Below are 18,329 nucleotides of genomic sequence, written 5' to 3'. Positions count from 1 at the left end.
TCGTCCCACTGCCCGACCATAGCAAAATGCCCCTGTTTTGCCCGACGAGTCAAACGGCGTTGCCGCCTGCGTATGCCTACCGTAAGCCGTTGATCCGGCTAGCCTCGGCTACTGTGCATGGGGTTGTTTTCGCGCTTTTGTGCCCGGCCGGCCTTACGCCGCGTGCGACACCACGCGGTTGCGGCCGTCGTGCTTGGCGCGGTACAGCGCGGTGTCAGCGCGCTTGAGGACGTCGGCGACCGCCTCGCCCTTCTGCTCCAGCGTGGTCAGGCCGATCGAGATCGTGACCTCGATGCGCTTGGTGCCCTTGTGGACGGCGAACGGCTCGCCCGCGATCGAGCGGCGCAGGCGCTCGGCGACCATGCCGGCAACGTGGAGATCGGTCTCGGGCATCACGATGACGAATTCCTCGCCGCCATAGCGGCAGGCCAGATCAATGCCGCGGATCGATTTGCGCACCCGCACCGCGAACTCGCGCAGCACGTCGTCGCCGGCGTCGTGGCCATAATTGTCGTTGATCGACTTGAAATAGTCGATGTCCAGAATCATCAGCGCGAGCGGCTTGCCGCGCGTCGAGGCCTGCTCGGCCAGCGTCGCCAGATGGCTTTCCATGTAACGGCGGTTGTGCAGGCCGGTCAGCGCGTCGGTGATCGCCGCCTCGATCGAGTTCTGCACGTTGTCGCGCAAATGGTCGGTGTAACGACGGCGACGGATCTGCGTGCGCACGCGCGCCAAAAGCTCGGTCTTGTCGATGGGGCGCAGCAGATAATCGTTGACGCCGATCTCGAGACCGCGGAGCAGCCGCGTCGAGTTCTCAGCTTCCGCGATCGCCAGGATCGGCACGTGCCGCGTGCGCTCCAGCGAGCGCGCCTGGCTGCATAGCCGCAGGCCGTCGAAATTGTTGAGATCGAGCGAGACGATCAGGAGGTCGTAATTGCCCTCGGCGGCGTGGAACAGCGCCTCCGTGGGATTGGGCTCGACATCGACCGTGTGCTCGGCGGCGAGCAGCGTCGCCAGCCGCTCATAGGAGGATTGGCGGTCGTCGACCAGGAGGATGCGGCCGCCCTTGCCGGCGTCGGCCACCGCGGTGCGCTCCGGCGCCTGCATGCCGATTTCGAGCGAGGTGATGGCGCGCATGCGCAGCTCGTCCGTCATCATCTTCAGCCGCGTCAGCGAGCGCACCCGCGCGATCAGCACGACGTCCGAGACGGGTTTGGTCAGGAAATCGTCGGCGCCAGCCTCCAGCCCGCGGTTGCGGTCGGCGGGGCTGTCGAGCGCCGTCACCATCACGACGGGAATGTGGTGGGTCGCCGGATCAGTCTTGAGGCGGCGGCAGACCTCGAAACCGTCGATGTCCGGCATCATGACGTCGAGCAGGATGATGTCGCATTCGGCGCGGCTGCAGATTGCCAGCGCTTCGGTGCCGTTCGAGGCGGTCATCACATCGAAATATTCGGCGGAGAGGCGGGCCTCTAACAGCTTGACGTTGGCAGGGACGTCATCGACAACGAGGATACGCGCGGACACTTTGAACTCACTTCCTATCCGATGAAACGCCGGACCGTCTCAATGAACTTGCCGACCGAGATCGGCTTGGACAAATAGGCCTCGCAGCCGCCTTCGCGGATACGCTCTTCGTCGCCCTTCATCGCAAACGCCGTGACCGCGACGACGGGAATGGCGCGCAGCTCCGGATCGTCCTTGATCCAGCGCGTCACCTCCAGGCCCGAGACCTGCGGCAGCTGGATATCCATCAGCACGAGGTCGGGGCGCATCTTGCGAACGAGGTCGAGCGCCTCGTAGCCGTTGCTGGTGCCGGAGGTCTGGTAGCCGTGCGCCTCCAACAGGTCGCGGAACAGCTTCATGTTGAGCTCGTTGTCTTCCACGATCAGGACGGTCTTAGCCATTCCGTCCTCCCGATTGGCCAGCAGAGCGATACATATGACGCCTCAGGCGCCGCTCGCCGGCGCTTCGAAAACTGGATTCAAACTAGCCTCAGATTCGCTCTAGTTTCGTTAAACCCGACTGCCGACTTTCTGCGATGTGGTTTCCAGTTGCTTGTCTGGGGTCGCAAGACTTCGGCACGAGACTCGGGCATGATGATTCCAAAGTAGACACTGAAAGTTAATGGAAAGGCAAACCGCGCCCTTGAAAAAGCCTGTTCACAAGCCCCGCGAAGTCGCTGAAATCGTTGCGATTCAGGCCCTGTCCTTTGTCGCGGGCGATCCCGAGCGGCTGGGCCTGTTTCTGGCCGAGACAGGTGTCGGCCCGGAGACGCTGCGGAATGCCGCCTCGGACCCCAATTTCCTCCTCAGCGTGCTCGATTTCGTGCTGCGCGATGACGCCACCGTGAAGGCCTTTGCGAGCGCGTCCGAACTGCATCCGACCAACGTTGCCGCGGCGCGGCAGGTGCTGGGCGACGCGCTCGGCGACCGCACCTGGGAGCGCGACGTGCCGTGAGCGCCCTGGAGGCGGCCGGGCCCCGCTGCTTCTGCCGGGACTGTCTGGCCGATCAGGGCATGGCCGCGCGGCGCTGTTCGGCCTGCGGTTCCCCTCGCCTCGTCCGCCACCGCGCGCTGTCGACGCTGACCCTCGCCCATATCGATTGCGACGCCTTCTATGCGACGGTCGAGAAGCGCGACAACCCCGAGATCGCCGACAAGCCCGTCATCATCGGCGGGGGCAAGCGCGGCGTGGTGTCGGCGGCCTGCTACATCGCGCGCACCTACGGCGTGCGCTCGGCGATGCCGATGTACAAGGCGCTGGAAGCCTGCCCGCACGCGGTCGTGATCCAGCCGGACATGGCGAAATACGTGCGGGTCGGCCGCGAGGTGCGCCAGGCCATGCAGGCGTTGACGCCGCTGGTGGAGCCGCTCTCAATCGACGAGGCCTTTCTCGATCTCTCCGGCACCGAACGGGTTCACGGCATGATCCCGGCAAAAGTTCTGGCGCGCTTTGCCCGCAACATCGAGCGCGACATCGGCATCAGCGTCTCGGTCGGCCTGTCCTGCAACAAATTCCTGGCCAAGATCGCCTCCGATCTCGACAAGCCGCGGGGCTTTGCTGCGCTCGATCAGGAGGAAGCGCGCGCGATGCTGGCCGAGAAGCCGGTCGGCTTCATTTTTGGCGTCGGGCCCGCAACGCAGGAGCGGCTGGTGCAGCGCGGCTTCCGCACCATCGCCGACCTCCAGAAGGCCGACGAGATCGAGCTGATGCGGCAGTTTCCGAGCGACGGCCGCAGGTTATGGCGGCTCGCGCGCGGCATCGACGACCGCCGCGTCGAGCCCGATCGCGGCGCCAAGACGATCTCGAGCGAAACCACCTTCGAGACCGACATCCGCGATTTCCCGACGCTGGAGCGGATCTTGTGGCGTCTGTGCGAGAAGACGTCGTCGCGGCTGAAGAGCAGCGAGCTCGCCGGCTCGACCGTCACGCTGAAGCTGAAGACCGCCGACTTCCGCCAGCGCACGCGATCGCAGTCGATCGCTGGGCCGACGCAGCTTGCCGCAAAGATCTTTTCGATCTGCCGCGAGATGCTGGCGAAAGAGATCGACGGCACCGCCTTCCGCCTGATGGGCGCCGGCGTCAGCGCGCTGCGCGAAGGCTCGGCCTCTGACGACACCGACATGCTCGACCGCCGCGCCGCCCACGCCGAGCGCGCAGTGGACAGCTTGCGCAAGAAGTTCGGCAGCGCCGCAGTGATCCGCGGGATTGCCTATGAAGGGCCGGAGAAGGCGCAGGAGTGAGGGTTGTATGGATCGTGCGCGATCCATTGCGCGCACGGCGTTCGCAAGAGCTCAATCCGCAACCGCCACCGCCTCGATCTCAATCAACCATTCCGGTGCCGCGAGCGCAGAGACGCCGACGAGGGTACTGGCGGGCGGCTCCATGCCCTCGAAGAAGACGGAACGGGCCTTGCCGATGATCGGGCGCAGCTCCGGCTTGTAGCCGACGACGAAGGTCGTGATCTTGACGATGTTGGCGTAGCTCGTGCCGGCGGCCTTCAGCGCGTGGCCGAGATTCTGCATCACCTGCGTCGTCTGCGCGGCAATATCGCCCTCGCCGACGATCCGGCCCTCCTCGTCCACTGACACCTGCCCGGAGATGTAGATGGTGCGCGCACCGGAGGCGGTAACGACGTGGGAATAAGCCGGATTGTGATGCAGACCGCTGGGGCGGAGATGGTCGAGCTTGGGCATTGTGCTTGCCTCCCGAAGGTTTGTGGTTGGGGGGAGCGTAGCGGGAGACGTCGCTGAGGGCCAGATGCGAGGAGCACCACCAAGCTCCGTCATCCTCCCACGGACAATGTCACGGGCATCGTCGGCGGCCTCCTGCACCCGGCCGGAGACGGCGCACGTGAAGCTCGGCAATCTAGAAATGATGCACGCCGAGCGCTGAAAAGGCGCCGTCATGCCGGCGCGGCGTCACGGCGCTAGGCCTCGAACAGAGCCTTGACGTCATCCTCGGTGAGTGTCGCGGCGATTTGGCCCTCGTGATCGAACAGACCGTCGGCGAGAGCGCGCTTCCTGGCCTTGAGTTCGTCCATCTTTTCCTCGATCGTTCCGGCGGCAACGAGCCTGTAGACGAAAACAGCCTTGTCTTGCCCAATACGATGGGCACGGTCGATCGCCTGTTCCTCGACGGCGGGATTCCACCAAGGATCGAAAATGATCACAGTATCCGCCGCGGTGAGATTGAGACCGACGCCGCCGGCCTTGAGGCTGATCAGAAAAATGTCGGTCGCACCGTCCTGAAAGGCCTCGATCGCCGTCTTGCGATCCCTGGTCTCCCCGGTGAGCATGCTGTAGGGCAGCTGTTCGGCGTCCAAGCGCTTCCGGATCAGGTCGAGCATGGAGGTGAATTGCGAGAACACGATGATCTTCCTGCCCTCGCTGTGCAGCTCAAGCACCATCTCCATCAGCCGGTCGAGCTTGGCAGATGGCCGCTCCAGCCCGTCATTGAGTTTTCAGGAGCGCCGGATCGCAGCACGCCTGCCGCATCCTGAGCAACGCTTCCAGGACCACGATATGGCTCTTGGCAAGGCCGCGCTCCTCGATCGCCTTGCGAACCTTGCGCGACATTGAAAGCCGGATCGAATCGTAGACATCGCGCTGCGCGCCCTCGAGCACGATGGTTTCGACGATCTCGGTCTTTGCCGGCAGCTCCGTCGCCACCTCGCTTTTGGTCCGGCGCAGCAGGAAAGGCTTGACGCGCTGCGCCAAGGCCCGCGGAGCGCGCTTTGTCGGCATGCTTCTCGATGGGCACACGCCATTGCCGCGCGAAGGCCGTCTTGTCGCCGAGATAGCCGGGATTGACGAAGCTCATGATCGACCACAGCTCGCCCAGGTGGTTTTCCATCGGCGTTCCCGTCAGGCAGAAGCGGTGCTGCGCCTTGACATCGCGGAGCCATCTCGTCGTTGCGGCATCGGGATTCTTCACTATTTGAGCCTCATCCAGCACCGCAATGTGCCACTCGCGCGACAACAGCACGTCGCGATCTCGCGCAATGAGAGGATAGGTTGTCAGGATGAGGTCGTAGTCAGGGATGGCCCCAAAGTGCTGCTTGCGGTCGGGACCGTGGAGCACGAGCACCTTCAGATCGGGTGCGAACCGCTGCGCCTCATTGAACCAGTTGGTCATCAGGCTAGTCGGCGCGACGATCAGCGCGGGCTGCATGAGATTGCCCCGCGTCTTCTCGAGCACGAGCAGCGCCAGAAGCTGGACCGTCTTGCCAAGCCCCATATCGTCGGCCAGCACGCCTCCGAGCCCGCTCTCGCGAAGGAGGTCGAGCTAGGCGAGGCCGTGGGCCTGGTAAGGCCGAAGCTCGGCACGGAAGCTCTCCGGCAAAGGCGGCGGGGCGAGCCCGCGCGCCTGAAGCAGCCCGGCAAGACGGCGAATACTATCGGCTCCGCGGAATACGAAATGCTCGTTCTCCAATCCAAGCAGCGGCACCAATTCGGCGCGCGACAGCTTGATTTTTCCCGATCCGCCAAAGCCGCCCAGCTTCAAACTGTGAAGCGCTAAAACAAGCGGAAGAAAGCGATTGGCCGCCAGCGCCAGATAGCGACCGTCCGCGAGCGGAAGCAGGAAGGACTTGCCAACATCGGCCCGCTCCCGGATGGCATCCGGAGTGAAATCGGGCCTTGCCACCAACGCAGCAATCATGGGCGCCAGATCTTGGCGCTTGCCGTCGATGTCGATACCGAGCGCCAATTCAAACCAATCGATACCGCTCGATTCAAACTCCGCGTCGAAATCGCCAGACGTCTGCGCCAGCCGAAACGGAAACGCGTCGTCGACAATGATCTCAAAGCCTACAGCCTGCAATCCCGCAACATGCAAGCTGAGGAACTCAAACCAATCGTCAGGCTCGGCCAATGCCAGATCCCCATCGTGGCGATAGTCCAGATAGGGAAAGCTGGACTTTGCCGCGACGAAACCGAGATCGGTCAGCCGCTTGCGGGCCTGCCGTTCCGCCGGCTGGCGGCGCGTGATCTCATAAACCTGTCCGGCATGAAACGCTTCCAGACGAGCTCCCCGCTTGGTCGATTCGATCTCGATCGGGCCGTAGCGGAAATGGAGTTGCGCGACGCCCATGGGATCGCTGTTCTGCTCGCGCCTGCGGTAGTAGAACGCAATTGCGCTTTCCTTGCCTGGCATCAAGCGCAGAATGGGAACTGGCGGCGCGTCGACCTGCGTTGGCTGCGCCGGCCTGGACGGCAGAAGATCATGATGCTGCACGGGCAACCTTCGACCGAGCTGGCGCGATACCTCGTCGAGTTCGGCTCGCGGAATTGCCGGCGCGGAGAGCAACTGAGCTGCGAGCCGCGGCGGCATGTCCAGCGCAACCGGCCCGATCGTCCCGGCAGCCTCATCGACATAGACCGGAGGCTCGGCGTTGAGTGCGATGACGCCCGGCACGATCAGATGCGGCGCCACCGTTCGCAGCCCGACCTGGCGCCATTCGATGCGGCCCTCACGCTTTTCACCCCAGCGCAACGGCGCGCGCTTGTAGTCGAGCCAAAAGGCGCGGCCGGTGGCGAGAATCTTGGTCAACAGGTCAGCGGACTGCGGTGGCGCTCGGAAAGAATATCCGCCTCCGTGCGCCCTCAGTTGCGACACGATATCGATATCGGAATCGCGATAGTATTTCGGCGCCCGGTCAGCGGAGAAATCGGCGACGTTGGGCTGCGTGTAGCTGTCCGAGTAGTTGCCGTTCTTCAGTGTCCGCACCGAGAGCAGGCTGATCGCCAGAACGGGCATCGCGATGCGCTCGTCGGAGGGATGTAGACGATAGAGCAGGCGCTGATTCACGTCGGCGGGGTAGTCGTCGCTCCGAACCGCCTTGCCGAGCTTGTCGAGCCATTCGTTGATTTCGTAGGGCAGAACACCAGGCGGCCGTCCCGGCACTATGGGCCGCGGCGGAGGCGCCTCGGATGGGGTTTCGCTGATCGCTTCGAGCAGCGTCGCCACCACATGCTTGCAGTTGCGCGCCATCGGGCAGCTGCATTTGCCTCTGATATCGACGAGCTGCGCGTCCTTGAACTTCAATTGGATCTCGACGAAATAGTCCTCGATCTCGCTGCCCTCGACGTCCGCCTCGATGTGGGTCAGATCGTCGCTGATCTCTATTCCCGAAACACGTCCCTGGGCCTGATAAGCCTGGCCCTTCTCGAACGCCGAACGGCTGAAATGACCATAGAGATTCTTGCGCTTCAGGACGTTGGCGAGCGCGCGAACCGATTCCAGCATGGACAGACCACTGTTCCAGACAACCCCCCGTCTACCCCAGACATACTCCCCTCAGCGGCCGGGACAAAGCCGCGATTGCGCGCTATCCAGCATGAAAATGACGCGACAGGAACCCGATTCGAGAGCTGTTTTGAAGCCTCTCCCGGAGTCCCACGCGAGAAGAAGATCAGGCCTTCGTTGACAGAAATCGTTATCTGACTAAAGTCAGCTAGATGCTCGATCCCATTCCCGGGTCGCGCTTCAACCGGGCCGTCACCGCGGCACCTTCATCCCCGCGATGTCGGACACGTCGCCGATCGGCTGCATCGGGCTGCTAGCTGGCGCGTTGCAAGCCGCACGCAACGTGCTATCGCTCCGGCGATGACACCCAGGGCCTTCGAAAGGCGTTGCCTGCGCCTGCCCGCCGTCACCAAAGTGGTGCAGTGGGAGGGCACGTCCGTGTTCAAGGTCGGCGGCAAGATGTTCGCGCTCGGCGGCGGCTTTGCCGCGCGCTCGGGCGGCTACATGTTCAAGACCTCGAACATGGCCTATGCGATGCTGATCGAGCACGGCCCCGCGCGGCCGGCGCCTTATCTGGCGCGGGCCAAATGGGTGCAGCTCATCGGCAACAGCGCCCTGCCCGATGCGGAGCTCACCGCCTATCTCGCGCAGGCCCATGCGTTGGTTGTGGCAAGGCTCCCGCGGAAGACCCGCATGCTGCTGGGGCTCGACTGAACGGAGACGTCAGCGCGTCATGCACTCCCGCGGCGCAAAGTCGTGGCCAAGGCGGAGAGTATGTCCGCCAGCCGGTCTGCGATCTCTGGAGACGGGAGCGGAACCCTGAGGCTTTGTGAGCCGTTGGTCGGGTCGCGTTCGATCCAGGAATGACTTGGCGAGCTGGAATCCACGACGGCACCGAAGAACTGCGCGCCCATCCGGACCAGCGCCTGCCATGGATCGGAGGCTGCATCGCGAGTTGCCGACGCGTCTTCTGCAGTGGCCTGCGACACCGAAGTCTCGCCTGGGGGAACGCCGGGGGCCTCGATGTCGCCGGTGCCATCGACCGGCCCCGCCTCCTCAGCCGTCGTGACCACTTCGCCGCTTCCCATGCTCCCGGTGACACTCTCGACATCCTTCATGAAGCGGGTCAGCCGCGATCCGCCCAGCGAGACCTCGTTGCTGCCGCCGTCGAGAATGCCTTCGGCCAGGGAGCGCTTGAAGGCCAGGACCGACAGCATACCTTCCTCGATGGTCCCCTTTGCGACGAAATTGATGATCTGGACCGGACGTGTCTGGCCGAGGCGATGGATGCGTGCGCTGCGCTGCTCGAGAACGGCGGGATTCCACGGCAGGTCCATATTCACCAGCGTCGAGGCGTGCTGGAGATTGAGACCCGTGCTGCCCGCATCCGTCGACAGGAACACACGACAGTTCGGGTCGTCCCGGAAGCGCTGCACCAGCTCCGGCCGCTTTTCGGACGGTATGCCGCCGTGGAAACTGACATAACCGATGCCGCGCGCCTCGAGGCGGCGGATCACGATGTCGTGGGTCCGCGTCCACTGTGAAAACACCACGGCTTTGGCGTCGGGTGCGGCAAGCAGTTGATCGAGCAGTGCGGCAAGTTCGTCGGTCTTGACGCCGTGGTCGCTTTCCTGATCGAGCAGATATGTGCTGTTGCAGGACATCCGCATATTCTGTAGCGCGCAGGTCAGCCGACGCTGATCCTTGTCCGAGAGAAATTTTGTCTTGCGCCAGCGCTTCACGATCGTGGCCACGTTGTCGGCGTTTTCCTTGTGCAGTTCCATCTGCGGCGCGGTCATGGGCACCAGCACGTTCTGATCGGTGCGCTCCGGCAGTTGCCGCAACACCTCCGATTTGCGCCGACGGATCATGACCGGAGCGAGAGTCTCGCCGATCCTGCCCAAATCTCGATAGCCCGTGACACGGCCGGTCTCATCCTTGACCTGATGTTCGTTCAGGAGCTTCCAGGTCGGCCCCAGGCGATGCTGATCCACGAACTGGACGATTGAGATCAATTCTTCGAGCTTGTTCTCCAGCGGTGTTCCCGTGAGCACGATCGCATATGGGCTGTCGATGCGCTTCAGCGCCCGCGCCGCAATCGTATTCCAGTTCTTGACCCGTTGAGCTTCATCGACGATGACCAGTTCCGGCGACCAGGCGCCAATCAGGTCAAGATCGGGCTGCAGCTTCTCGTAGTTTGTGATCTTGCAGAAATCATCCAGCAGATAGTCTTTTCGTCGTTGCGCGCGGCCACCGCCGATGACGCGGGCACCACGCTTGTCCTTTCGCCCGGAGAATCGGGCCATCTCACTTTGCCACTGGTACTTGAGCGAGGTCGGACAGATCACCAGCACTCTCGATACGCCGAAGTGACGGGCCAGGATTTCCGTCGCGGCAATGGCCTGGATCGTCTTGCCCAACCCCATGTCGTCGCCGATCAGCGCGCGGCCGGCGCGAACCGCAAACAGTGCCCCCTCAGCCTGATACGGATAGAGCGCCGTTGTCAGCAGTCGATGCAGCTTGGGATCTGCCGCGCCACGCGGAAACAATCGGGCGAGCTTCGCGGCGCGGCGCTCGGCATCCCGTCGTCCCGCCACGAAATCGAGCGCATCGTCGTAGGCGCGCAGCTCATGTCCACTCTTCGACAACAAGCCGACGAAACCGTCGAGGTCGCCCAGACGGTCTTCCGGCAGAAGGCCGTCGCGGTCCTGATCGAACAGCCGCGCGGCCGCCTCCCGCAGCTTCGTCGGACAATCGGTTCCGGCGCGGAAATGGATGCTGCGTCGTCCCTGGTTGCGCAGATAGAGTTCGGAAAACGGCGGCTGGTAGCCTCGCGCGAACGCCGCTTTGGCACCGCGCTTCTTTTCCAGCTGGGCAAGCGTAAACTCGAGGTGCTTGCAGGTGCCGAGCTCGTTGGTCGCATAGTCCGGGCACGAGCAGAAATTGCCGCCGGGCCCGATGCCGCGCACCACCACGCGATAGCTCGATTTTGAAGCCGGGTTGGTGACCCTGAACTCCGAGAAGAACGGTTCGACGCCCAGATTCTCCAGGAGGAAGGATTGCTCACGGCCGAATTGGCGGCGCAAGCCACGTTGCCATTCGATCGGCGACAGATCTGTCGGCGCCGACATACGCGACAGCTTGGCCGGTTTGCGTGCAGCGACGCGTGCTGTTGAAGATGTCATTTCGGGCTTCCGTTCTTCCAATAGTGGGAGTTGCGCCAGATAGTAGCGCTGGCGCACACGTGGCATAACCGGTTTCGGATCGAAATCCACCGGTAGCTTAGGAGCCCGATTGACAGAGACACATACCTGACTAAAGTCAGGCATCATGCTGAATCCTGTTGCCCGCGTCCGCCGCTTTAACCGTGCCGTCACCTCTGCCGTGGGCGCGCTCGATACTTCGTTCCTCGGGCGCGGCCGCCCGCTTGGCGCGGCGCGCGTGCTCAACGCGATCGGGCATGGGCGCTCGGACGTGGCGGAGATTCGCGACTATCTCGGCCTCGATTCCGGGCTGACGAGCCGGCTGTTGCGCAGCCTCGAGGACGAGGGCCTGGTCGAGACCACGGTGCATGAGGAGGACGCGCGCCGGCGCGTCGTTCGTCTGACGCGCGCGGGCCGGCGCGAGTTCGCGGCCTATGAAGCGCTGTCGAATACGCAGGCCGATGGCTTTCTCGGCCGCCATGCGCAACGCGAGGCGCTGCTGGCGGCGATGGACTTGGTCGCCTCCGCACTGACGCTCGACCGGATCGCACTGAACGAGATGGACCCGCGCAGCGACGAGGCGCGCTATTGCCTCGGCGAGTACTATTCCGAACTCGGCCGCCGCTTCAAACAGGGATTCGACGTCTCGCTGTCGCGCGACCCCGATGCCAAGGACATGCGCCGGCCGCGCGGAACATTCGTCGTCGCGATCTCGGACACGTTGCCGATCGGCTGCGTCGGGCTGAAAGGAACCGATCACGGTTACGCCGAGATCAAGCGACTGTGGGTCGCACCCGCCGCGCGCGGATTGCGGCTCGGCCGGCGCCTGATGGACGCCGCCGAGAGCGCGGCGCGCGAACTCGGCATCGCGCTGCTGCGGCTCGACACCAACAGCGCGCTGGCGGAAGCCGGCCAGCTCTACCGCCGAAGCGGCTGGAGCGAGATCCCGCGCTTCAACGACGACCCCTACCCGGACCTGTTCTTCGAAAAACACCTGTGAAGCGAGGGCGTCGGTTAGCCTGTTGCCGCGTTATGCTCGAAGCCGCGGGAGCATCGCCGTGATACGATCCGACCTTGCCGACATCTATCGCAACTACATCGCCTGCCTGAACCGGCAGGACTGGGCGAGGCTCGGACAGTTCGTTCATGACGACGTCGCCCACAACGCGCGACCGTTCGGACTGTCCGGCTATCGCGCGATGCTGGAGCAGGATTTTTGCAAGATTCCGGACCTGCATTTCAACATCGAGCTGCTGATCTGCGATCCGCCCATCGTCGCCTCCCGGCTGGCGTTCGACTGCACGCCGGTTGGACAATTCCTGGGGCTCGACGTCAACGGCAGGCGCGTATCCTTTCACGAGAACGTCTTCTACGAGTTCCGCGACGGAAAGATCTGGCAGGTGTGGTCCGTGATCGACAAGGCCGCGGTCGAGGCGCAGCTCTAGCGCGGCGCTTCGGCGAAACCGCTTACGCCGTGACTGGCGCGGCCTCCTCTCGCGGCTTGGCGAACGGGCGGAACGTCATCGCCATCAGGAACGCGCCGAGGCCCATCGCCCACGAGCCGATATAAAGCCAGGCATAGCTCGAGAACGCGTCGTAGATCAGGCCGCCGGCGAGCGGGCCCGTCGCCATGCCGAGGCTGCCGGCCATCGCGGTGCCGCCGATCACCGTACCCATCATCCGAAGCGGAAAGTTTTCGCGCGCCAGCACCGCGTAGAGCGGCATGGTGCCGGCATAGATGAAGCCGAAGAACGCGCCGACTGCGTAGAACGTCGCGAGCTGATGCGCGAAGACATAGGCGAGCGCGCCGAAGGCTTGCAACAGCAGGCCCGAGACCAGCACCCGCTTGGCGCCGAAGCGATCGCCCATCAGACCGAAGGCGATGCGGCCGCCCATGCCCGCAAACCCCTCGATGCTGTAGATCGTCACCGCCGCGATCAGCGGAATGCCGCAGCTCACCGCGTAGCTCACGGTGTGGATGATTGGCCCCGAATGCGTGGCGCAGCAGAAGAAGTTGGTAGCGAGCAGGATGAGGAATTGCGGCGAGCGCAGGGCCTCGCCCATCGACATCTCGGCCTGCCGCGCGCCCGCGCCGGTTGGCGCAGCCGGCGCCTGCGCGAGCGCCGGCGGGCGTCGCACCAGGAGCGAGACCGGGATCATGATGCCGCCGACCACCAGCGCCACGATCTGCATCGAGGTGCGCCAGTCATGGCCCGAAACGAGCCAGGCCGCGAACGGCGCCATCGTCATCGGCGCCATGCCCATGCCGGCCGACACCAGCGACACCGCAAGGCTGCGATGGGTGTCGAACCAGCCGGTGACGGTCGCCATCATCGGCGCGAAGATCGCGGCGCAGGAGGCGCCGACCAGCAGGCCGAAGACGAATTGAAACGCGATCAGCGAGGTCGCGTGGCTCGCGGCGAACAGGCTCAGGGACAGCACCGTCGATCCCGTCAGCACCACCGGCAGCGGCCCGAACCTGTCCGTCAGCGTGCCCCAGACCATGCTGGTGCAGGCCATCGCCAGAAAGCCGATGGTCATCGCGCTGGAAATGCCGGTCATCGACCATCCGGTATCCTTTGCGATCGGCTGCAGGAACACCGGCAGCGAAAACATGCCGCCGATCGCGACGCAGCCGAGCACGCCGCCGGCGGCGACGATCACCCAGCGATAGTTGGAACGGAACATTTCTTCTCTCCCGTCAGGTCTGCCTGGGTGGAAGACGAACGGGAACCGCGGGGACAGACATCGGCATCGACGAGACCACGAGATTTTTTGGCGCCCCCCAAACAAAAGACGCGAAAACAACCCCATGCACGGTAGCCGGCCGCTGTCGGTACAATGACTTAGCAGCGGCCTGCAATGACTTCCAACGTCACGCAGCGATTTGACACGTCGGGCAAAACACCGGCGCGATGTCATCATCCCGCCCAAGCCATCTCATCACGCCCCCGCCGCACGCCGCCACACTTTGACGGTGAGCCAGATCGCCGAGACCAGGAAGTAGAGCGCACCGACTGCGGCATAGCCTGTAACATTCGCGATCGACGGCGCCGCAGGCATCGCAGCCTGAAAGATGAAGAAGCCACCTGCCAGGGCTGACTGGCCACCGCTGAGCACCATGGCCCACTGCGCGCCGTAGCTTTTCCAGCGCCGGACCGCCGTTCCGAGCTGGAGCAATCCGGACAGGATCGCCCATGCACCGAAAACGCCGAGCACCCGGTTCATGCTCATCTGCAAGGCAGCAACGACCGCGACCGTGGTCGCAAGACTGACCAGGACATTCAAAGCCTGCGTGCGATTTTGATGAAGCCCGCCGCTGCGCAACGCGTCGAGCAAATTGGCCGCGGCGTCCCACGCCGGATAGGCGACGAGCAAAAATCCGCCGATCGCCGCCGACGACTGGCCGATGGCAAACGCAGCGACGACCCAGGCGACCGAAACCGCCGCGCGAAGAAAGTAGTAAAGCTTCAGCCATTGCTCTTGATCGGCGCGCGCCAAGTCCAACTGACGATCCTTCATGGTCATTTCTTTACCTACTAGTTGGTAGTCAAACGGGCGAGCCGGGATGGCCGCGGCGCGCAGATTGCTTGTGTCGTTGTGCAACTCGTCGATGTCGTTCAGTGCTTAGGGGGAAAGCCGATCCAGCAGCGGCCGGGTAATGACACCGAACATTTTCGGATCGCCGTAGGCCCGCGCCGACAGCATCGCGCCGTGAACGGTCGCCATGAACCCCTCCGCCTCGACCCGGGCCGTGCTGGAGAGTTGCAGTCGACTCTGCCGCTTGCCGCGCTCCATCACCGAGGTCAGCCAGGAGGCCAGGGAACGGAAGTGAGCCCGGACTTCAAGCGCCACGTCCTCCGGCAAGATCGGAAGCTCACTGGCAAGCAGCGCGCAAACGCAGAAGGGAGCCGTCGCGTCCTTGATGCATGCCTCCCAGTACGCGAGATAACTTCCGAGCTGTTCGCGGGGATCCCTGACATTGCGCTCCAGCGCCGACAGCCCCACCTGGGCTTCCTCGCGGTATCGCGACACGAGGGTGCGGACCAGGTCGACCTTGCTGGCGAAATGGTGGTGGATGCTCGGCTTGCGAATTCCAACGACTTCGGCCACGTCGGCATAGCTGAAGCCATTGTAGCCGCCGGCAATGATCAGCGTGCGTGCGCAGGCCAGAATGTCGTCGGCGGTCGAGGAAACATTGCTCATGCGAGCTAGCTACCTTCCAGTTGGTAGAACGTCAAGGACGGATGCTTCAACCATCCGTGAATGCGAGAGCCCGCATGACGATTCGCCCTATTCTCCGCGTCCCTTGCCTTCCCGGGCGATTGCGGCATGTGACTGGGTTCGATACGCCTCAATCGCGAAGAGCTGTTGCGCTACGCTGCGCACTCCGGGGAAGCATCCATGCCAAAAATCGAAATCGCCGCAATACCGCTCCGCAAAGGCTCCGGCTATCCCGCGCCGTTCGATTTAGCTTGTGCCGATCGGACCCGGCAACGACTCGGCGATGCCGGCCGCTTGTCGGATTTCGGCATCAACTTGATGCGGCTGCCGCCAGGTAACTGGTCGAGCCAGCGGCACTGGCATTCGCACGAGGACGAGTTCGTCTACATTCTCGAAGGCGAAGTCACCCTCATCGAGGACCGCGGCGAAACGGTGCTGCGCGCGGGCGACTGCGCAGCCTTTCCGAAGGGAAGCGGCAACGGCCATCACATGATCAACCGGTCGGGCGCAACGGCGGTCTATCTCGAAGTCGGCTCGCGCTCGCCGGGCGACCTCATCACCTGCTCCGACATCGAAATGATGAGCCCGGCTTCCGACGGCCGCTTCCTGCACAAGGACGGCACGCCGTACCGGGATCAGTGAGCGACGGCGGGCGTCATGACCATTCGTCCGATCATCCGCTACCCCGACCGCCGGCTCGCGATGCCGGCACGGCCCGTCACCGGATTCGACGAGGCGCTGCGGGTGCTGGCTGCGGATCTGCTCGAGACCATGCGCGCCGCGCCCGGCATCGGCATTACCGCGCCGCATATCGGCGTGCCCTTGCGCGTCGTGGTGCTCGAGCTCGACGCCAGGGACGGCGCGCGCACCTACGTCAATCCCGCTATCGAATGGGCCTCGCCCGAATTGATCATGCACCGCGAAGGCAGCGTCTCGATGCCCGGCGTCAATGACGAGGTCCAGCGCCACGCACGCGTGCGGATCAGCTATTGGGATCTCGACGGCAACATGCAAACGGAGGAGTCGGAGGCTTTGCGCGCCGTCTGTCACCAGCACGAGATCGACCAGCTCGACGGCATGTTCTGGATCCAGCGGCTGTCGCGGCTGAAGCGGGAGCGGCTGGTGAAGAAGTACGAGAAGATGTCGCGACCATAGGGCGGATTAGCGAAGCGTAATCCGCCATCGCGACGGGATGAGAGATGATGGATTACGCCAACGGCCTGCGCTTTCGCGCAGCCGCGGGCAAATCCACCCTACGCACTACTGAGACGCGCTTGGCCGCAGACCTCCGCGTGACGAAAGCAGCGCAGCTCGTGTCGTTGATCATGCCGACCGCGTCCATCCAGGCATGGACGGCCTTCTCATTGAAAAGGTGGTGACGAGGTCCAGAAGCAACCTGCTTTTTCGGCCTGCTTTTTCGGAACGCGTCGCTTGAAACCTCCGCACCCCCCGTTCAGATCATCCGGCGTTGCTGGGTACAGGCGTATTGAGCAGCTGCTGCTCCCACAGGAACGCGATGCCGCTACCGCCGGCATGCTGCTTGAGAACGTCCGTCAGCTCTCCGGCGTGCTCCGTCCTGGCCCAGTCACGTTGCCACTCCGAGGCCACCGCCAACCAAGTCATCATGTTCGCGCCCGCGCGGATCATGCGCTGGATCGCGACCTCGTGGGCCTCAACCGAAGTGCCGCCAGACGCATCCGTGACCACCGTCACATCCCAGCCCTCGCCCAGCGCCTGGATCGTCGGCATCGCGACACAGATCTCGGTCCACAGGCCGGCGATGATCAGCTGCTTGCGGCCCGTCGCCTTGACCGCATCGACGACCTTCCGATCCTCCCAGGTGTTGATGAAGGTCCGGTCGATCACCTCCTGGCCGGGGAACACGTCAGTGATGTGCGGGAAGATCAGACCGCCTCGCGCCGCGATCACGCTGGTCAGGATGGTGGGAACGCCGAAGGCCTTGGCGGACTTCGCCAGGGCGGTCGTGTTGTTCACCACGGCCTGCGGATCGTGGCTGTTCAGATTGGCGAGTTGGTAAGGCTGGTGGTCGATCAGAACGAGTACCGAATCTTCGGGACGAAGAAGCGAAGCAAGGCCGTTACGAAAGGTCATTGTTACATCCTTTGCTGCCGTTGTGAGCGGCATTGGGTTTGCGGAAACATGCGCCAGGGCGACGTTGCCTGGAACCAGTGTTGCCGTTCCTATTCGACATGCGGTAGCAGCCTTCCGTGGCAAGCTGTGTCGCGGAAAGGGGAACGCTAAATGGACATCGAAGAGTTGCAGACCTTCGTAGAAGTGGCTGATGCGGGGGGAGTTTCGCCTGCTGCGCTCCGGCTCGGCGTCTCCAAGTCAATCGTCAGTCGGCGGCTCTTCCGGCTTGAGGCGGAACTCGGCGTTCAGCTGCTTGCACGGACCACCCGGGGCGCCGCTCTCACGGAAGCCGGCGCCACGTTCCGAGATTATGCAGCTAGGGTGTGCGCCGAGATCGACGTGGCCAGGGAAACGATCCTACCCGCCGGTGACCTTCGCGGCCGGTTGCGCGTGGCCGTGCCGCTTTCTTTCGGCCAGTCTCACTTCGCTCCCATCCTCGCGGAAATGGCGCGCCGCCACCCCCCGCTCCAAATCCACACGTGCTACAGTGATCGCTTCGTCGATCTCATCACAGAGGGTTATGATTGTGCGATACGGGTTGGCTATCTTCAGGATTCCAACTTGATCGCAAGACGCGTCGGACCAATCCATGGGAAGTTCGTCGCGAGCCCGGACTACATCAAGGCGCATGGGTCGCCCGAGACGCCGGAGGAACTCGTCGCTCATGAGGCTCTCATGCAGGGCACCGAAAGCTGGCAACTGATGGATGGCGACAAGATCATCACGGTTCGTCCGCAGGGGCGCTTCAAGGCCGACAACGGCCCTGCTCTAGTCGCCGCCGCGGCAGCAGGACTCGGGATCGCTTACCTGCCCGATTGCCTCACCCACGAGTATGTGGCCTCCGGGGCGCTTGTGCCGGTCATGACACGTTATCCCCCACCTCCGGCGGGTGCATATGTGATCCGCCCGCCCGGTCAGCATCCCGCACGGAAGATACGGGTCCTCACCGAATTGCTGATTGAGTATTGCGGACCAGCTCCGCACCAGGCGTGAGATCCC

General features: G+C 63.7%; 20 protein-coding genes and 1 pseudogene. 9 read left to right on the top strand and 12 right to left on the bottom strand.

Going from position 1 to position 18,329, the window contains the following annotated elements; translation table 11 throughout:
* Positions 1-153 precede the first annotated feature (153 nt).
* Together GWG65_RS19990 and GWG65_RS19985 are read right to left on the bottom strand one after the other, a co-directional pair.
* The gene (locus tag GWG65_RS19990; RefSeq protein WP_275197236.1) at positions 154-1,527 is read right to left on the bottom strand and encodes a PleD family two-component system response regulator; all 1,374 of its coding nucleotides are present in this window, start codon (positions 1,525-1,527) and stop codon (positions 154-156) included.
* A 14-nt stretch (positions 1,528-1,541) separates the two neighbouring features.
* Complete coding sequence (locus tag GWG65_RS19985; RefSeq protein ID WP_008566616.1) at positions 1,542-1,907, bottom strand: response regulator; 366 nt, start codon at positions 1,905-1,907, stop codon at positions 1,542-1,544.
* Positions 1,908-2,148: 241 nt separating this feature from the next.
* On the opposite strand from GWG65_RS19985, the gene GWG65_RS19980 reads away from it, so the two are divergent.
* A complete protein-coding gene (locus GWG65_RS19980; protein ID WP_275197235.1) occupies positions 2,149-2,460 on the top strand; it encodes a DUF3572 domain-containing protein in 312 nt (103 codons plus the stop codon).
* Positions 2,457-3,746, top strand: a complete 1,290-nt coding sequence (locus tag GWG65_RS19975) for a DNA polymerase IV (protein WP_275197234.1) — start codon at positions 2,457-2,459, stop codon at positions 3,744-3,746. Before GWG65_RS19980 ends, GWG65_RS19975 begins: the two co-directional genes overlap by 4 nt.
* Before the next feature lie 51 nt (positions 3,747-3,797).
* On the opposite strand, the gene GWG65_RS19970 is transcribed toward GWG65_RS19975, so the two are convergent.
* The 5 genes and pseudogenes from GWG65_RS19970 to GWG65_RS19950 all read right to left on the bottom strand — a co-directional run bounded on the left by GWG65_RS19970 (position 3,798) and on the right by GWG65_RS19950 (position 7,752).
* Positions 3,798-4,199 (bottom strand): RidA family protein, encoded by a 402-nt coding sequence (locus tag GWG65_RS19970; RefSeq protein WP_275197233.1) that lies wholly within the window; start codon positions 4,197-4,199, stop codon positions 3,798-3,800.
* A 233-nt stretch (positions 4,200-4,432) separates the two neighbouring features.
* Positions 4,433-4,918, bottom strand: a complete 486-nt coding sequence (locus GWG65_RS19965; RefSeq protein ID WP_275197232.1) for a C-terminal helicase domain-containing protein — start codon at positions 4,916-4,918, stop codon at positions 4,433-4,435.
* Between the two features lie 37 nt (positions 4,919-4,955).
* On the bottom strand, positions 4,956-5,249 hold the full coding sequence (locus GWG65_RS19960; RefSeq protein WP_275197246.1) for an SNF2-related protein: 294 nt from the start codon (positions 5,247-5,249) through the stop codon (positions 4,956-4,958).
* A gap of 52 nt (positions 5,250-5,301) precedes the next feature.
* Positions 5,302-5,742, bottom strand: a pseudogene (locus GWG65_RS19955) (SNF2-related protein); the annotation flags it as partial.
* A 48-nt stretch (positions 5,743-5,790) separates the two neighbouring features.
* Complete coding sequence (locus GWG65_RS19950) at positions 5,791-7,752, bottom strand: hypothetical protein (protein ID WP_275197231.1); 1,962 nt, start codon at positions 7,750-7,752, stop codon at positions 5,791-5,793.
* Between the two features lie 360 nt (positions 7,753-8,112).
* On the opposite strand from GWG65_RS19950, the gene GWG65_RS19945 reads away from it, so the two are divergent.
* Positions 8,113-8,466 carry an MmcQ/YjbR family DNA-binding protein gene (locus GWG65_RS19945; protein ID WP_275197230.1) on the top strand — a complete coding sequence of 118 codons (354 nt, stop codon included), beginning with the start codon at positions 8,113-8,115 and terminating at the stop codon, positions 8,464-8,466.
* Between the two features lie 17 nt (positions 8,467-8,483).
* Here GWG65_RS19945 and GWG65_RS19940 read toward each other — a convergent pair whose 3' ends face one another.
* Complete coding sequence (locus GWG65_RS19940) at positions 8,484-11,201, bottom strand: DEAD/DEAH box helicase (protein WP_275197229.1); 2,718 nt, start codon at positions 11,199-11,201, stop codon at positions 8,484-8,486.
* Here GWG65_RS19940 and GWG65_RS19935 point away from each other — a divergent pair.
* The gene (locus tag GWG65_RS19935) at positions 11,083-11,955 is read left to right on the top strand and encodes a bifunctional helix-turn-helix transcriptional regulator/GNAT family N-acetyltransferase (RefSeq protein WP_275197228.1); all 873 of its coding nucleotides are present in this window, start codon (positions 11,083-11,085) and stop codon (positions 11,953-11,955) included. The genes GWG65_RS19940 and GWG65_RS19935 overlap by 119 nt on opposite strands.
* Positions 11,956-12,013: 58 nt before the next feature.
* Entirely contained in the window at positions 12,014-12,400 is a 387-nt protein-coding gene (locus GWG65_RS19930) for an ester cyclase (protein ID WP_275197227.1), read from the top strand.
* Positions 12,401-12,422: 22 nt separating this feature from the next.
* Here the strand turns inward: GWG65_RS19930 and GWG65_RS19925 are convergent, their stop codons facing one another.
* The 3 genes from GWG65_RS19925 to GWG65_RS19915 all read right to left on the bottom strand — a co-directional run bounded on the left by GWG65_RS19925 (position 12,423) and on the right by GWG65_RS19915 (position 15,161).
* A complete protein-coding gene (locus tag GWG65_RS19925; protein ID WP_275197226.1) occupies positions 12,423-13,643 on the bottom strand; it encodes an MFS transporter in 1,221 nt (406 codons plus the stop codon).
* A 255-nt stretch (positions 13,644-13,898) separates the two neighbouring features.
* Positions 13,899-14,477 carry a DUF308 domain-containing protein gene (locus GWG65_RS19920; protein WP_275197245.1) on the bottom strand — a complete coding sequence of 193 codons (579 nt, stop codon included), beginning with the start codon at positions 14,475-14,477 and terminating at the stop codon, positions 13,899-13,901.
* A 105-nt stretch (positions 14,478-14,582) separates the two neighbouring features.
* Positions 14,583-15,161 (bottom strand): TetR/AcrR family transcriptional regulator, encoded by a 579-nt coding sequence (locus tag GWG65_RS19915; RefSeq protein WP_275197225.1) that lies wholly within the window; start codon positions 15,159-15,161, stop codon positions 14,583-14,585.
* A 198-nt stretch (positions 15,162-15,359) separates the two neighbouring features.
* On the opposite strand from GWG65_RS19915, the gene GWG65_RS19910 reads away from it, so the two are divergent.
* From GWG65_RS19910 to GWG65_RS19900, 3 genes are read left to right on the top strand one after another with little or no spacing between them, the layout of a single operon-like run.
* Positions 15,360-15,821, top strand: coding sequence for a cupin domain-containing protein (locus tag GWG65_RS19910; RefSeq protein WP_275197224.1), 462 nt, complete (start codon positions 15,360-15,362; stop codon positions 15,819-15,821).
* Between the two features lie 15 nt (positions 15,822-15,836).
* A complete protein-coding gene (locus GWG65_RS19905; RefSeq protein WP_275197223.1) occupies positions 15,837-16,334 on the top strand; it encodes a peptide deformylase in 498 nt (165 codons plus the stop codon).
* 44 nt (positions 16,335-16,378) lie between these two features.
* Complete coding sequence (locus GWG65_RS19900) at positions 16,379-16,558, top strand: hypothetical protein (protein ID WP_275197222.1); 180 nt, start codon at positions 16,379-16,381, stop codon at positions 16,556-16,558.
* 79 nt (positions 16,559-16,637) lie between these two features.
* Here GWG65_RS19900 and GWG65_RS19895 read toward each other — a convergent pair whose 3' ends face one another.
* Positions 16,638-17,291, bottom strand: a complete 654-nt coding sequence (locus GWG65_RS19895; RefSeq protein WP_275197221.1) for a hydrolase — start codon at positions 17,289-17,291, stop codon at positions 16,638-16,640.
* Positions 17,292-17,441: 150 nt separating this feature from the next.
* Here GWG65_RS19895 and GWG65_RS19890 point away from each other — a divergent pair, with 150 nt between their 5' ends.
* Positions 17,442-18,323, top strand: a complete 882-nt coding sequence (locus GWG65_RS19890) for a LysR family transcriptional regulator (protein WP_275197220.1) — start codon at positions 17,442-17,444, stop codon at positions 18,321-18,323.
* Positions 18,324-18,329 lie beyond the last annotated feature (6 nt).

This window comes from Bradyrhizobium sp. CSA207 (assembly GCF_029051685.1).
Taxonomy (GTDB): domain Bacteria; phylum Pseudomonadota; class Alphaproteobacteria; order Rhizobiales; family Xanthobacteraceae; genus Bradyrhizobium.
This window is presented reverse-complemented; position numbering and strand designations above follow the sequence as displayed.

Bases quoted from the DNA above. Each gene is read 5' to 3' on its own strand.
- GWG65_RS19985 (WP_008566616.1), bottom strand. From the start codon at position 1,907: ATGGCTAAGACCGTCCTGATCGTGGAAGACAACGAGCTCAACATGAAG.
- GWG65_RS19970 (WP_275197233.1), bottom strand. From the start codon at position 4,199: ATGCCCAAGCTCGACCATCTCCGCCCCAGCGGTCTGCATCACAATCCG.
- GWG65_RS19965 (WP_275197232.1), bottom strand. From the start codon at position 4,918: ATGGAGATGGTGCTTGAGCTGCACAGCGAGGGCAGGAAGATCATCGTG.
- GWG65_RS19960 (WP_275197246.1), bottom strand. From the start codon at position 5,249: ATGCCGACAAAGCGCGCTCCGCGGGCCTTGGCGCAGCGCGTCAAGCCT.
- GWG65_RS19950 (WP_275197231.1), bottom strand. From the start codon at position 7,752: ATGCTGGAATCGGTTCGCGCGCTCGCCAACGTCCTGAAGCGCAAGAAT.
- GWG65_RS19945 (WP_275197230.1), top strand. From the start codon at position 8,113: ATGACACCCAGGGCCTTCGAAAGGCGTTGCCTGCGCCTGCCCGCCGTC.
- GWG65_RS19935 (WP_275197228.1), top strand. From the start codon at position 11,083: ATGCTGAATCCTGTTGCCCGCGTCCGCCGCTTTAACCGTGCCGTCACC.
- GWG65_RS19925 (WP_275197226.1), bottom strand. From the start codon at position 13,643: ATGTTCCGTTCCAACTATCGCTGGGTGATCGTCGCCGCCGGCGGCGTG.
- GWG65_RS19920 (WP_275197245.1), bottom strand. From the start codon at position 14,477: ATGAAGGATCGTCAGTTGGACTTGGCGCGCGCCGATCAAGAGCAATGG.
- GWG65_RS19915 (WP_275197225.1), bottom strand. From the start codon at position 15,161: ATGAGCAATGTTTCCTCGACCGCCGACGACATTCTGGCCTGCGCACGC.
- GWG65_RS19910 (WP_275197224.1), top strand. From the start codon at position 15,360: ATGCCAAAAATCGAAATCGCCGCAATACCGCTCCGCAAAGGCTCCGGC.
- GWG65_RS19905 (WP_275197223.1), top strand. From the start codon at position 15,837: ATGACCATTCGTCCGATCATCCGCTACCCCGACCGCCGGCTCGCGATG.
- GWG65_RS19900 (WP_275197222.1), top strand. From the start codon at position 16,379: ATGATGGATTACGCCAACGGCCTGCGCTTTCGCGCAGCCGCGGGCAAA.
- GWG65_RS19895 (WP_275197221.1), bottom strand. From the start codon at position 17,291: ATGACCTTTCGTAACGGCCTTGCTTCGCTTCTTCGTCCCGAAGATTCG.
- GWG65_RS19890 (WP_275197220.1), top strand. From the start codon at position 17,442: ATGGACATCGAAGAGTTGCAGACCTTCGTAGAAGTGGCTGATGCGGGG.